Source organism: Actinomyces sp. HMSC075C01 (assembly GCF_001812965.1).
In the GTDB taxonomy this organism is placed as follows: Bacteria; Actinomycetota; Actinomycetes; order Actinomycetales; family Actinomycetaceae; genus Actinomyces; species Actinomyces acetigenes.
Map to the genome: position 1 here is coordinate 72,764 of NZ_KV811036.1, position 13,706 is coordinate 86,469.

The following is a 13,706-nucleotide window of genomic DNA, read 5'->3' on the forward strand; positions in this document are numbered from 1 at the left end:
GGCTGACACGACGCCGGGCCATGCCCGGACGGGACCCGCTCACGGTCGTGGCGGCGGCCCTGACCATGGTCCTGGCCTACCACCGGCGTCGTCGCCTCGCCAGACGCAGATCAATGACGGCGACCCCGGCGGCGACGGCGATGGCGGCCACGACGGCCAGCAGACCGGCTTGGGCGGCGGCCTCCCAGCCCGAGGAGTGCGAGACTCGGAAGGTCAGGCCCGTGATGACGGCGATGCCGATGGAGGTGCCGATGCGCTCACCGGTCTGGAGGATGCCGCCCGCGGCCCCGGCGTACTCCAGGGGGACGTCGGCCAGGGAGAGGGTCTGGTTCGGGGAGACCACGAGGCCCTGCCCCACTCCGAGCACCAGCAGCGTGAGGGTCAGCCACCAGGGGCTCCACCCCGCGCGCGCGTGCATGTGCATGATGCCGATGCTCGCCAGCAGCCCGGCCATGCCCAGCACCATGCCGCCGAGCACCATGACCCGCCCCACCCGGATGACCCGGCGGCCGGCGACGGCGGCGGCGATCGATCCCGCCAGGGCGGCCGGGACTCCGATGAGTCCGCTGGCCAAGGCACTGGAGCCCAGACCGGCCTGGACATACTGGGCCACGATGATCCACACGCTGGTGTAGCCCAGGAAGTACACGGCGATGGCCAGGCTGCCGTAGGCGAAGGAGGGGATGGCCAGCAGGCTGAGGTCCACCATGGGGGCGCCGCCCCTGGTCCGGTAGCGCTTCTCCCAGGCCACCCAGGCGCCGATGATGCCGATGCCGGCGGCTTCCAGGCCCCAGATCCAGGTGCCGGCCGAGGCCTCCATGAAGGGGATCATGATGAGCAGCGTGCCGACGGCGAGCAGCCCCATCCCCACCGGGTCGAGATCGACCCCGCCGCGGCGGGTGGTCCCGGTGGCGTCGCCGGCGGCGGCGCGGTCCGTCTGCTCCATGCCGCTCCCCCGGTGCCAGGCGGAGGCCGGCAGGTAGCGGCGCGCGGCCCAGACGCCGGCCAGGGTGAGGGGAACGTTGATGAGGAAGGAGGCGCGCCAGCCCCAGTCGTCCCCGAGCCAGCCGATGAACCCGCCGCTGAGCACCGGCCCCAGCGCCACCGAGACCCCGATGACGGCGCCGAAGAGACCGAAGGCGCGCCCTCGGGCCTCACCGGTGTAGTACTGCTGAATCATGCCGGTCACCTGCGGGTTGAGCAGCCCTGAACCCACTCCCATGACGACCCGGGCCAGGTTGAGGGTGACGACGTCGGGAGCCAGGCCCGAGACGAGGGATCCGGCACCGAACAGGAGCATGCCGATGACGAAGAGCCGCCCTCGCCCCATGACGTCGCCGGCGCGGCCGGCCGGGACGAGGGCGACCCCGAAGACGAGGGCGTAGCCGGACACGACGAGCTGGAGCCCGGCGGTGCCGGCGCTCAGGCTGTGGGAGAGTGCCGGCAGGATGACATTGACCGAGGAGACGGCCAGCAGCGAGACGAAGGCGGGGATGAGCAGTGTCGGCAGAAGCCGCTCATGGTTCGGACGCGGCGTCTGGGCTGGGTCTCGGGGGTAAGGCGTGGGCACGGCGAGAGGCTACCGCGTGCCGGGCGGTTCACAGCTGTGAGGCGGCGGCGTGCTCGACGTCCTGCTGGGCCCGGCTGGGTGGTTCCCCGGGGGCGGGCGTGGACCAGGCTCCGGAGCGGATGTCCAGGACGATGCCGATCCCCAGGGCGAGGAGCGCCGGCAGGATCCAGCCTGTGGAGTCGCTCCACAGGCCGGTTCTCGCCAGCAGCCTGCTGGGGCCATCCCAGCCGGCGGCGGTGATGGCGGGCACGGATCCGAGGATCCCGGCTGTGCTCACGCACCACAGGTAGGCGGCCTTGAGCCGTCCCGGTGCCACGGCGTCGACCAGGGTCACGGCGACCAGGGCGATGGCCAGGGGGTAGAGCAGGAACAGCAACGGTCCCGCGATCTTGAGGATGGCGCTCAGGCCCAGGTTGGCCAGGGCGAAGGAGACGATCGCGCAGGCGGCGAGCTGTCGGTTGAAGGAGACGGCCGGCCAGGCGGTGTAGGCGTAGCCGGCCCAGGAGGCCATCAGCCCCACGGCGGTGGTCAGGCAGGCCAGGATGACGATGGCGGCGAAGATGACGACGCCCGAGGTCCCCAGCGTGGAGGAGGCCGCGTTGCGCAGCAGCGCGGTGCCGTCCTTGGTGTCGACGGTGATCTGCCCGCGGGTACGCGTCCCCAGGACGGCCAGGCCGACGTACACCATCCCCAGGAGCACGGCGGCAATACCACCGGACAGGATCGTGCCGTGCACCAGGGCTCGGGGGGAGGTCAGGCCGCGTTCACGCAGGGAGGTGATGACGACGATGCCGAAGACGGTGGCCGCCAGGACGTCCATGGTGAGGTAGCCCTGAGTCAGCCCGTTGGTCAGGGGATGACTCGCATAGTCCCCGATGGCCTCGCGCTCCACCCTGGGAGACATCACGATGGTGACCCCGCAGAGCAGGGCCAGCAGGGCCAGCAGGGCGGGAGTGAGCCAACGCCCGACGCGGTCGGCCAGGCGGCTCGGACTGCGGGCGATGCTGAAGGACACACCCATGAACACCGTCACATGCGCCAGCAGGACCAGACGGGAGGGGTGAATCCCCAACAGCTCGAGCACCGGGCGGGTCGCCAGCTCGTAGGCGACCGTGGTGACACGGGCAATGGCGTACAGCGGGCCGATCGCCAGGTAGACCGCCAGCGGCATGACGGTGCCGAATCGGGGTCCTACTCTGCGAGCCAGGCCCAGGATCCCCTCACCGGAGGTGGAGACGGCCACCACCGTGATGAGCGGCATGAGCACTCCGGTGGCGAGGAAGCCCACCATGACCGGAATGAAGGACCTGCCCGAGGCGGCCCCCAGCAGGGGCGGGAAGATGAGGTTGCCCGCCCCGAAGAACAGGGCGAAGAGCATCAGGCCGGTCGGCAGGACGGCGCCGACGGCGGTGCGTGTGGATGGCTGGCTCATAGTGGTGGTCGGTTTCTCTTCTCGGATGCGGCGTCGGTGCGACGTCCGGGAGCAGTGTGGATGGCGGCGGGTCTGACGGGCCTTCAGGCGACGGTGACCCGTCCGGTGATCGTGGCCGGCCCGGTCAGCAGCACGCTGCTGTCCTCGTCCAGGGGGTCGGTGCCCACGTGGACCCCGATCTCTCCGCCGGCAACGAGCAGCCGGTAGTCCTCGGGAGCGTCCGGACCACTCCAGGCGTGCAGGGCGACGGCGACGGCACAGCAGCCTGCCCCGTAGGAGAGGGTCTCCCCCACTCCGCGCTCCAGGACGCGCATGCGGGCGACACCCACCGGGGTGTGAGTGTCGGGGTCGGTCTCCTCCCCCAGCGGCACCACGAGCTCGAGGTTGGTGCCGACCTCGGGGGCGGGGTCGTAGGCGACCGGGTCCGCGGAGTCGGTGAGCCCGGCGAAGGCGGCCGCCTCGAGCTCCTTCTCCTCCCCCAGGGCGACGACGGTGTGGGGCCCGGAGATCTCCACGCTCAGGGCGGCCCGCTGCCCGGCCAGGCCGGGGACGACGACGGCCGTGTCCCAGCCCTCGTCGTCGGCCTCCTCAGGGTTGGCCAGGCGGGCCGGCCCCATGTCCACGGTCCACAGCTCGCCCAGGCGGGTGATGGTGCGGGCCCCACCGCGCGTGCCGATGGTGACGGACTCGCCGTCGGCGATGGGACGCAGCCCCTCGCTGTCCAGGACGTGGGCGAACAGGCGTGCGGCGTTGCCGCACATCTCGGCCACGGCTCCGTCGGCGCGGTAGTAGTCCATGAACCATTCGGCCTCGGGCACGGAGGCGGCGAAGGCTCCGCCGCCGGGCAGGGCGGTGGTCCGCACGACGCGCACGAAGCCGTCGGCGCCGATACCGCGGTGGCGGTCGCAGACCGCTGCGATGTCGGCGCCGCTGATGGCGACCTCGCAGCCGGGGTCGACCAGCATGAGGAAGTCGTTGAGGGTCGCGTGGCCCTTGATGAGCTCACGACCGCGAAGACCTGTCGAGTGCGGCATGGCCCCTAGCCTAAGCGACGCCACGAGGCGCGCAGACGAGCTCCCATGCCTGCCGGGTAAGCCGGGAACGCTCGGAGTCGGTGCACTCCCCGGTCTCGGTGAGGGCGACGTCGATCCAGTGCACCCGCGGATCGCGCCGGAACCACTTGATCTGGCGGGAGGCGAGCTGGCGGGTGGCCAGGGTGGTGGAGTCGACCGCCTCGGGCACGCTCATGGTCCCGTCGATGACCGCGAGCGCCTGGGCGTAGCCGATGGCGCGCGGGGCGGTCGCCCCCTCCCGGATGCCCTGGTCGATGAGGGCCTCCACCTCCTCGACCAGGCCGCGTTCGAACATGGCGCGGGTCCGCTCGTTGATGCGCTTATCCAGGAGCCGGCGCTCGCAGCGCAGGGCGATGTGGACGGTGGGGGCGATGTCCTCGTAGCGGGGCAGACAGGCGGAGAAGGGTCGACCTGTGATCTCGATGACCTCCAGGGCCCGCACGATCCTGCGGGTGTTGGAGGCCTCGACGCGCTCGGCGGCGGCCGGGTCGAGGCGGGCCAGCTCGGCGTGCAGGGCGGCGGTTCCCTCCTGCTCGGCGCGCTCGCTCAGGCGGGTGCGCACGGCCGGGTCGGTGCCGGGGAAGTCGAGGGCATCGGTCAGGGCCCGCACGTACAGGCCGGAGCCTCCGGCGATGATCGGCAGGTTGCCCCGTGACTCGACGGCGTCGATGTCGCCGCGGGCGCTGCGCTGGAAGGCTGCCACGGATGCCCGGTCCCTGACGGTGAGGACGTCGATCTGGTGGTGGGGGACGCGGGCCCTCTCGGCGGGGCTGGGTTTGGCGGTGCCGATGTCCATGCCGCGGTAGAGCAGGGAGGCGTCGGCGTTGATGATCTCGGCGCGGGTCGCCGGTTCGTCGGCCTGTATCTTCTCGGCGAGGTCGAGGGCGAGGGCCGACTTGCCGGTGGCGGTGGGACCCACGACGACGAGTCTGGGCAGGCAGGGGGCGCTCGGGGACACTGGGCTCATGGGGCTCAGATCTCCGGCAGGAGGGGGCCCACGAGGCTGAGAGCCTGGGTGCAGGCGGACAGCGCCGTGTCCAGGTGGAGGCGCAGCTGAGCGTCGGTGACCCCGGCGGATAGGTCCGTGAGGTAGGTGGCGCGCACCAACGGACCGATGGGGGTGTCGATGACGCCGACGGTGGGAAAGAACTTGTCCCGGTTCCAGTCGTTGACGCTGGCGGCGATCTCGTCTCTCTGGGAGGCGGGGGCGGCCTCCTCCCAGTCCCCGGAGACCAGGAGCCAGCCGTCGTGCCCCTCAGGGATCTCGATGACGAAGGGGAAGGAGTCCCAGGTGCCCAGGAGGCAGGGGTGCTCGCGGTCCTCGGTCAGCTGGACGTTGTACTCCATGGGGCCGGTGAGCATGGACTCGATCCGGGCCAGGGTCAGCCCCTGGGGCTCCTCCTCGGTCGGATCCAGGTCCGAAGGGTGGTCGGCGCCCTGTTCTCCCGCTGCCGGGTCCTCCTCCGACCGGCCTGATGTGCTCGACCAGGTGCGTGAGGCGTCTAAGGTCTGCGCCGAGGCGGTTGCCCTGGCGGGCTCCGATGGTCCGTTGGAGTCGGCCGGGGTGGTTGAGTCGGTCGAGTCGGCTGAGTCTGCGGGTCCGACGGGACCTGCGACGTACGGTGAGATGGTCGGGGGCTCGTCGGGCCGGCCGCGCGAGTCGCCCGGGTGGCTGCTCGCCGGGCTGGTGCGCTGGCGGTCCAGTGCCCGCACGTCCCACTCCTTGCCCAGGAGACGTGCGATGAAGTCGGTGAGGCGTTGCAGTCTGGGCATCACGGCTCCAGGCTTCCGCGCAGCTCGTCGGGGAACTGCTCCTCGGCCTCGTGCATGAGGGCGACGATGAGCCGGCAGCCGCCGAAGACGAAGTCCTCGAGCTGTCGGTCTGTCATCCCCGCCTCGAGGGGGTAGGTGTACTCGCCGTGAAGACGCACCACCCCGCCGTCGGCGACGGTGAGGTAGGCCTTGGGGCCGATGCGGGTGGTGTTCCAGTCCTCGACCAGGGCGCGCAGCTGGGTCAGGTGCTCGGTGTCGGCGATGCGGTGCCAGATCCCGCGCATCTGGACGGCCCTGGTGTCCTGAAAGATGGCGTGGACGGTGACGTAGCGCCAGGGAATGCCGATGTCGCCCTCGTCATCGATGAAGTAGCGCAGTCCCAGTCGTTTGACGCACTCGTGGATACGGTCGACGTCCACGGGCCGGGGGACCGTGGCGGCGGCAGCAGAGCTGGCGTCGAAGCTGGGCATGCTCCCCAGCCTAGCGGGGCCTGCGGGCTGCTCCCCAGCCCAGCCCGGCCCGCTCCACCGTCAGCGCAAAACAGACGGGATTCTCAGGCGGCTCCCCGGCCCTTTTCCCATCGCTCACCGTCGGACGCGGAGGGTGCGGGGTGCGGCCCGAGTCGGCGCTGAGCCCGCACCGCCCCGTATCCAAGGCACGCCGGCGTCAGAGCTGTTCACCGACCTTCTGGGAGAACTCCACGAGGCGGTTGGAGAAGCCCCACTCGTTATCGTACCACCCGAAGACCTTGACCTGGCCATCGATCACCTCGGTCAGGGGCGCATCGAAGATCGAGGAGTGCGGGTTGCCAACGATGTCGTGGGAGACGATCGGCGCCTGGGAGTACTGCAGGTAGCCGGCCAGCGGCCTGTGATCGGCAGCCTCGCGGAAGGCTGCATTGACGTCCTCAACCGTTGCCGGGCGGGAGGTGACCACGGTGAGGTCGGTAATCGAGCCGACCGGGACCGGAACCCTCATGGCAGCGCCGGTCAGGCGCCCGTCGAGCTCGGGGATGACCAGACCGATGGCCCGGGCGGCCCCTGAGGATGTGGGAACGATGGAGGCGGCGGCAGCGCGCGCCCGACGCAGGTCCTTGTGAGGTGCGTCGTGAAGCCGCTGGTCCCCGGTGTAGGCGTGGATCGTCGTCATGAGACCGCTCTCGATCCCGAAGGCGTCGTGGAGGACCCTGGCGAGCGGGGCCAGGGAGTTTGTGGTGCACGATCCGTTGGAGAACACGTCGGCGGCGGAGACGTCCAGCTGACTGTCGTTGACCCCCAGGACGAAGGTGGGGACGTCACCCTTGGCTGGTGCGGAGATGATGACCTTCTTGGCGCCGCCCTTGAGGTGTTGGGCGGCCTTGTCCCGGTCGACGAAGAACCCGGTGGACTCGATGACGACGTCGGCCCCGACTTCGCCCCAGGGGATCTTGGCCGGGTCCGGCTCGGAGAAGACCTTGATGGTTCGACCGGCGACCTCGAGTTCGTCGCCGTCGGTAGCGACGCCGTCGAGATGCCCGGCCACTGAGTCCCACTCCAGGAGCGTGGCCAGCGTGCCTGCGTCGGTCAGGTCGTTGACGGCAACGACCTCGACGTCCGCTGCGCTGGCCAGCGCAGCACGCAGGTACGTGCGTCCGATACGTCCGAAGCCGTTGATACCGATACGAATAGTCATGTTCCTTCTCCTTCGGTGAATGGTGACGCCGGCGGACACCGACGCCGATTGTCAGGATCAGGAGGAAGCGGACCCGTCGCTGCCAGGAGCCGCGCTGGCGGTCCCGGCCGCTACGCGGAGCAGCTCGAGGGCACCTTGACAGGCCGCGTCATACGGGGCTCTGTCCTGCTCGGCCATGGCCAGAACGTAACCGCCCTGAACAACGGCGACCATCGTGCGAGCCAGGTGGTCCGGCTCAAGGTCTACCGGCAGACGTCCCTGTGACCTGGCCATGCCAATGACAGCGGCCAGCATCTCGCAAAGCTGGGCAAAGGACTCGGCGACCGGCTGACGAAGACCGTCGTCGGCCACCACCGCCTTGTCCTGCGCCATCCGACCGACTCGACAGCCTTTGAGCGGATCACGCGGGAGAGTGAGGTAGGCAGCGAGGATCTCGAGCGGATCCTCGAGGTCCTTGAGCGCGGCCTTCCAGGAATCCAGCTGGACCTGGCAGTTGTGATTCAGGGCGGCCAGCCCGAGATCCCGCTTGGTTGGGAAGTAGTGGTACATGCTCCCCTGACCGACGCCGGAGAGCTCGCGAACCGCCCGCGGGCTCGTGGCGCTGTAGCCACGCTCCCACATCAACTCTGCCATCGCCTCAACCAGCTTCTCTCTCGAGTCCACGCCAGAACTGTACATACCTCGCTATGACGTACCCCTGGGAGGCACGGCGGCCGCCCGGATCTGCTCCCTTCTGATTCCCATACCAGAACTGTACATACCTCTAGGTACAGAACACAAGGGCAGTCATCCACTGAGAATTGCTCACTCGAGTTTCAGTCAGACGGGTGCGCCCACGCGCAGGGTGGGCAGGCCCAGGCTCACCGGGGCGGTGTCGGGCTCGGGAGTGGCGCAGGCCTCGGCCTGGCGGCGCTCCCAGGCGTCACCGGCGCGGGTGCGTCGCACCTGGAACAGGGCGGGGCCGTCGTCGAGCCAGAGGCGGTCACCGGGCTTGAGGGCCTCGTTGGCGGCCACGGCGAGCGGGTCCAGCTCGCGTCCGCAGCGGGCGGAGTCGGCGATGAGGTTGTGAGGGGCGCCGTGGGTGACGCGCACGGTGACCATGTCGCCGGGGCGCGGGGCCCCGCCGGCGTAGTCGTCCTCACCCAGGCCCTCGGGCAGGGCTACGTGGACGAGGCGGTTGTCGGCGGCGCGCCCGGAGATGCGGGCGGTGGCCGAGTCCCGGCGCCCCTCGCCCTCGGCGACGAGCACCTCGACGACGCGTCCCTCCTGGCGCTCGTTCTCCTCGTGGACGATGCGGCGCACGAGCGCGTCAAGCCGCCGGTAGCGGTCCTTGACGACCTCGGTGGGGACCTGGTCGTCACGGTCGGCGGCGGGGGTGCCCGGGCGCGGGGAGTACTCGAAGGTGTAGGCCGAGGCGAAGCGGGCCTGCTCGACGACGTCGAGGGTGGCCTGGAAGTCCTCCTCGGTCTCACCGGGGAAGCCGACGATGATGTCGGTGGTGATGGCGGCATCGGGCATGACAGCGCGGACCTTGTCCAGGATGCCCAGGAAGCGCTGAGTGCGGTAGGAGCGGCGCATGGCGCGCAGCACCCGGTCCGAGCCGGACTGCAGGGGCATGTGCAGGCTGGGCATGACGGCCTCGGTGGTGGCCATGGCCTCGATGACGTCGTCGGTGAAGGCGGCGGGGTGGGGGCTGGTGAAGCGCACGCGCTCGATGCCCTCGACTGCGCCGGTCGCCCGCAGCAGCTTGGCGAAGGCGCCGCGGTCCCCGAAGCCGACCCCGTAGGAGTTGACGTTCTGCCCCAGGAGGGTCACCTCGATGGCGCCCTGCGCGGCGACGGCCTCAACCTCGGCCAGGACGTCGCCGGGGCGGCGGTCGCGCTGCTTGCCGCGCAGGGAGGGCACGATGCAGAAGGTGCAGGTGTTGTTGCAGCCCACGGCGATGGAGACCCAGGCGGCATAGGAGGACTCGCGGCGGGTGGGCAGGGTGGAGGGGAAGACCTTGAGGGACTCCTCGAGCTCGACGGCGGCCGCGGAGTTGTGCCGGGCGCGCTCGAGCAGGGCGGGCAGGACGTCGAGGTTGTGGGTGCCGAAGACGACGTCGACCCAGGGGGCCCGCTCGACGATCCCCTCCCCCATCTGCTGGGCCAGGCACCCGGCCACGGCGATCTGCATGCCGGGGCGCTCGCGTTTGACGGCGGCGAGCTGGCCCAGGTTGCCGAAGAGCCGGGTGGCGGCGTTCTCACGCACGGAGCAGGTGTTGATGATGACGACGTCGGCCCCGCCGTCACCGGCGTCGGTGGCGCGGGCGGCGGCCTCGGGCACGTCCTCGACGCGCAGGTAGCCGGCCCTCTCCAGCAGTCCCGCCATGTGCTCGGAGTCGTGGACGTTCATCTGGCAGCCGAGCGTACGCACGTGGTAGGTGCGCGGCCGGGCGCCTCGGGCATCGAGAACAGGTGCGGAGGTGGTCAGCGTGGTCATCGCCGAGCAGTGTAGGTGGCGCTGGGGCCCCGCCCCAGCCCTGGCGCAGTGTCGTGACCAGATGCACGCCGGGGCGGGGCCCTCAGCTCTCCCAGTGACGGGGCGAACCGGGGTCAGGACTTCTTGCGCGAGGCGCTTCTGACCTCGTTGCGGGCAGCCTGAGCCAAGGCGTCGCTCACCGGCCTCCCGCGACCACCGTCCACTGATCCAGGGCCAGGGCGGCCGCCCCCCGCGCCCACTCGTCGAACTCGAAGGGACGCAGCAGGACGGGCGCCGGCGCCGCCGCCCAGTGCCGCAGACCTCCCACCTCCTTCTCAAAGGTCTCCCGGTAGGTCTCCACCACGGCGACCCCCTCCCCGGAGACGACGACGAGCTCGGGGTCGACGTAGGCGATGAGAGTCCCCACGACCCTTCCGACCGCCAGCGCCGCACGCCGTAGGACGTCGTCGACGCCGTCGTTGCGACGCATGTCGGGGCTCAGGAGCAGATCGAGGCTCAGCTCCTGGGCCTGACACCCCAGGTGCTTGGCGGCCGCCCGTAGGATTTGGGAGGTCGAGGCGAGAGCACGGGCGCATCCGGGGTGCCCGATCTCGCAACTGGGTCCTGAAGGGTCCACCGGCAGGTGCCCGACGCTGCCGGCCGCCCCCTGCGCACCGGAGACGACCTCACCGGCCACCACGACCCCGCAGCCGATCCCGGCGCCGAGGGTGACCATGGCGAAGGGGTCCTTTCCGCGGCCGGCCCCGAACCTGGCCTCGGCGTAGGCGAAGGCGCGCACGTCATTGGCCGCGACGCAGGGCAGCCCGGTGGCCTCGGTGACCATGGCGGCCAGAGGCACGTCACGCCATCCCAGGAAGCTGGCCACCACCACGGTCCGTCTCCCGGCGACGGCCGCCCCCAGGGAGATCCCGACGGCGTCGGGCCGTCGACCGCTGCGCTGAGCCAGCTGCGCCACCACTGAGGCGATCAGGGCGGTCACGGAGTCGGGGTCGGTCTCGGTCAGCGGCAGGGATTCCCCGGCCAGGACCTCGCCCAGCGGATCGGTCAGGACGGCGTAGAGGCGGTCGGCGGTGAGCTTGACGCCCGCGACGGTGGCGGAGCCCGCGACGACGGCCAGGAGGCGGGTGGGCCGTCCCGGTCCACCCGCCTCCACCGGCGGCTGCTCCTCGATGAGGCCCGCCTCGATGAGGGGGCGCACCGTGCGCGTCGTCGTCGCCGCGGACAGCCCCAGGCGCTCGGCGAGGTCGCCGCGGCTCATGGGACCCACTGAGATCAGGGAGAGCAGTGTCTGAGCGCCGAGGCTGCGTCCTCCACCGTCCATGTCCTGTTCCCGCTCCCGCCGTCGCCGACTGCTAGATGGACCATTGGGCCCATGACCTGGGACGACGCCGACCGCCGCCCGATTCGTACCGACACTGTAGGTCAAACCCTTGCGGAAACTGGCGTCATCAATTATTTTCATCTTACAAGGAATCGCTTCTGGTTCCTCCCCTCCCCCGGAAGGACAATGATGACCCTCCATCTGCGATGCGCCGACACCTCCGTAGTCCTCGACCTGCCCGACGACCGTTTCCCGGTGGTGCGCCACTGGGGTCCCGACCTGGGTGACGTCAGCGGTGACGACCTGTCCGACGCGACCCTGGCCGCACAGACATCCTTGGGAACCAACACCGCCTGGATCACCAACGACCTGCCGATCCTGCCCCTGGCCCACCTGGGGTGGAGCTCCCGCCCCGCCGTGGTGCTCTCACGCACCGACGGCTCGGCCTTCTCGCCCCACCCCACTGCCTTCACCCACGAGGAGGGCTCCGAGGACACCCCGGCCGGAACCGCCCTCGTTGTGCGCTCCAGCGGAACCGACACCGCCCACGCGCTGACTCTGGGCACTGAGCTGCGCCTGGAGCCCTGCGGCCTGGTACGCCTGCGCGCCTGGGTCCGCAATGACCACTCCGGGTCCGGCGGCGATCAGGGGGCCGACCTCGTCGTCGGTGAGCTCACGCCGGTACTGCCGCTGCCCGACAGCGCCGATGAGCTGCTGGACACCACCGGCCACCACGTCCAGGAGCGTCGGCTCGTGCGCACCCCCTTCACCCCGGGCACCCGCCTGCGCGAGTCCTGGGAGGGACGCCCGGGGCACGACGCCGTCACCTGGCTGGCAGCCGGCCCCACCGGCTTCGGGTGGCGCAGCGGGCGCGTCCACGGCGTTCACGCGGCCTGGTCCGGAAACGTCCGTCACCTGGCGATGAACCCGGCCTCGGGGCGCAAGCTCCTGGGAGCCGGAGAGCTGCTCCTGCCGGGCGAGGTCTTACTGGCCCCCGGTCAGACCTACACCTCTGCGTGGACGGTCTTCTCCTGGGGCGAGGGCCTGGACGCCCTGGCCCACCGCAGCCACGCCTGGCTGCGCTCGCGCCCGTCCCACCCCACCCGTCCCCGCCCGGTGCTGCTCAACACCTGGGAGGCCGTCTACTTCGACCACGACCTGGACAAGCTCAAGGCCCTGGCCGACGCCGCCGCCCAGGTCGGTATCGAGCGCTACGTCCTGGACGACGGCTGGTTCGGCTCCCGCCGCGACGACACCTCGGGACTGGGCGACTGGCAGGTCTCCCCCGAGGCCTGGCCGGACGGTCTGGAGCCGCTCGTGGAGCACGTCCACGCCCTGGGCATGGAGTTCGGCCTGTGGTTCGAGCCGGAGATGATCAACGTCGACTCCGAGCTGGCCCGCACCCATCCGGAGTGGATCCTGTCCGACGGCGCCGGCGGAGCGCCCGAGCACCGCCACCAGCGGGTCCTGGACCTGTCCGCCCCCGGCGCCTGGGACTACCTGTTCGACGCCATCTCCACCCTCGTGGAGCGCCTCGGCATCGCCTACCTCAAGTGGGACCACAACTCCCCCCTGCTGGCCACGGGTCACGAGGTCGCCGACCCCACCGCGGGGCGCCAGGGGGCGGCCGCCGTCCACGACCAGACCCTGGCCGTCTACCGCCTCCTGGACGCGCTCCATAAGCGCTTCCCCTCCCTGGAGATCGAGTCCTGCGCCGGCGGCGGCGGCCGCATCGACCTGGGGATCATGGAGCGCACCCAGCGGGTGTGGGCCTCGGACTGCATCGACGCCCACGACCGTCAGAACATCCAGCGCGGCACCACGCTGCTGCTTCCTCCCGAGATGGTGGGCACCCATGTCGGCTCCGGGCGGGCGCACACCACCCTGCGCGACCTCGACCTCGACTTCCGGGCCGGCACCGCCCTGTGGGGCCACATGGGAGTGGAGTGGGACCTCACCGAGGCCGATGGGCCCACCCGCGAGCGCCTGGCCTCCATCATCGCGCTGCACAAGGAGCTGCGCGGCCTGCTGCACTCGGGGGTGACGGTCCATGCGGACCTGCCCGACGACGACGTGCTGCGCATTGAGGGGGTCGTCGCCCCTGATGGCTCCGACGCCCTGTTCGAGATCGCCTCGCTGGGCCAGCTCCTGGCCTGGCCCACGGCGCCGCGCCCTCTGCCTGGCCTGGACCCCTCGCGCCGCTACCACGTGCGCCTGGCGGCACCGGCCTACCCCGAGCTGCGTCTGGCGGCGGGCTGGATGGCCCAGGGCGTCACCCTGCCGGGCTCCTACCTGACCACCACGGGGCTGGCGCTGCCGGTGCTGCACCCCGACCACCTCGTCCTGCTGCGCGTGAGCGCCGTCGACTGAGGGATCGGCGACCCT

The 13,706-nt window shown here is 71.0% G+C and carries 11 protein-coding genes; 1 reads left to right on the forward strand and 10 read right to left on the reverse strand.

Annotation, left to right across the window (positions count from 1 at the left end; genetic code table 11):
* Nucleotides 1-76 precede the first annotated feature (76 nt).
* The 10 genes from HMPREF2883_RS12215 to HMPREF2883_RS12260 all read right to left on the reverse strand — a co-directional run bounded on the left by HMPREF2883_RS12215 (nt 77) and on the right by HMPREF2883_RS12260 (nt 11,321).
* Entirely contained in the window at nt 77-1,570 is a 1,494-nt protein-coding gene (locus HMPREF2883_RS12215) for an MFS transporter (protein ID WP_070662883.1), read from the reverse strand.
* A gap of 28 nt (nt 1,571-1,598) precedes the next feature.
* Entirely contained in the window at nt 1,599-3,002 is a 1,404-nt protein-coding gene (brnQ, locus tag HMPREF2883_RS12220; protein ID WP_070662884.1) for a branched-chain amino acid transport system II carrier protein, read from the reverse strand.
* An 83-nt stretch (nt 3,003-3,085) separates the two neighbouring features.
* On the reverse strand, nt 3,086-4,036 hold the full coding sequence (locus HMPREF2883_RS12225; protein ID WP_070662885.1) for a diaminopimelate epimerase: 951 nt from the start codon (nt 4,034-4,036) through the stop codon (nt 3,086-3,088).
* A 10-nt stretch (nt 4,037-4,046) separates the two neighbouring features.
* Nucleotides 4,047-5,042: a tRNA (adenosine(37)-N6)-dimethylallyltransferase MiaA gene (gene miaA, locus HMPREF2883_RS12230; RefSeq protein WP_081384521.1), complete on the reverse strand. Its 996-nt coding sequence runs from the start codon at nt 5,040-5,042 to the stop codon at nt 4,047-4,049.
* Nucleotides 5,043-5,047: 5 nt separating this feature from the next.
* A complete protein-coding gene (locus HMPREF2883_RS12235) occupies nt 5,048-5,848 on the reverse strand; it encodes a type III secretion system chaperone family protein (protein ID WP_070662887.1) in 801 nt (266 codons plus the stop codon).
* Complete coding sequence (locus HMPREF2883_RS12240) at nt 5,848-6,318, reverse strand: YbjN domain-containing protein (protein WP_004565218.1); 471 nt, start codon at nt 6,316-6,318, stop codon at nt 5,848-5,850. Before HMPREF2883_RS12240 ends, HMPREF2883_RS12235 begins: the two co-directional genes overlap by 1 nt.
* Nucleotides 6,319-6,514: 196 nt before the next feature.
* Nucleotides 6,515-7,519: a type I glyceraldehyde-3-phosphate dehydrogenase gene (gap, locus tag HMPREF2883_RS12245; protein WP_070662888.1), complete on the reverse strand. Its 1,005-nt coding sequence runs from the start codon at nt 7,517-7,519 to the stop codon at nt 6,515-6,517.
* Nucleotides 7,520-7,576: 57 nt separating this feature from the next.
* Nucleotides 7,577-8,197 (reverse strand): TetR/AcrR family transcriptional regulator, encoded by a 621-nt coding sequence (locus HMPREF2883_RS12250; protein WP_070662889.1) that lies wholly within the window; start codon nt 8,195-8,197, stop codon nt 7,577-7,579.
* A 141-nt stretch (nt 8,198-8,338) separates the two neighbouring features.
* Nucleotides 8,339-10,000: a tRNA (N6-isopentenyl adenosine(37)-C2)-methylthiotransferase MiaB gene (miaB, locus tag HMPREF2883_RS12255; RefSeq protein WP_070662890.1), complete on the reverse strand. Its 1,662-nt coding sequence runs from the start codon at nt 9,998-10,000 to the stop codon at nt 8,339-8,341.
* Nucleotides 10,001-10,175: 175 nt separating this feature from the next.
* Nucleotides 10,176-11,321, reverse strand: a complete 1,146-nt coding sequence (locus tag HMPREF2883_RS12260) for an ROK family transcriptional regulator (RefSeq protein ID WP_070662891.1) — start codon at nt 11,319-11,321, stop codon at nt 10,176-10,178.
* A 189-nt stretch (nt 11,322-11,510) separates the two neighbouring features.
* Here HMPREF2883_RS12260 and HMPREF2883_RS12265 point away from each other — a divergent pair, with 189 nt between their 5' ends.
* Nucleotides 11,511-13,691: an alpha-galactosidase gene (locus tag HMPREF2883_RS12265; protein WP_070662906.1), complete on the forward strand. Its 2,181-nt coding sequence runs from the start codon at nt 11,511-11,513 to the stop codon at nt 13,689-13,691.
* Nucleotides 13,692-13,706: the final 15 nt, after the last annotated feature.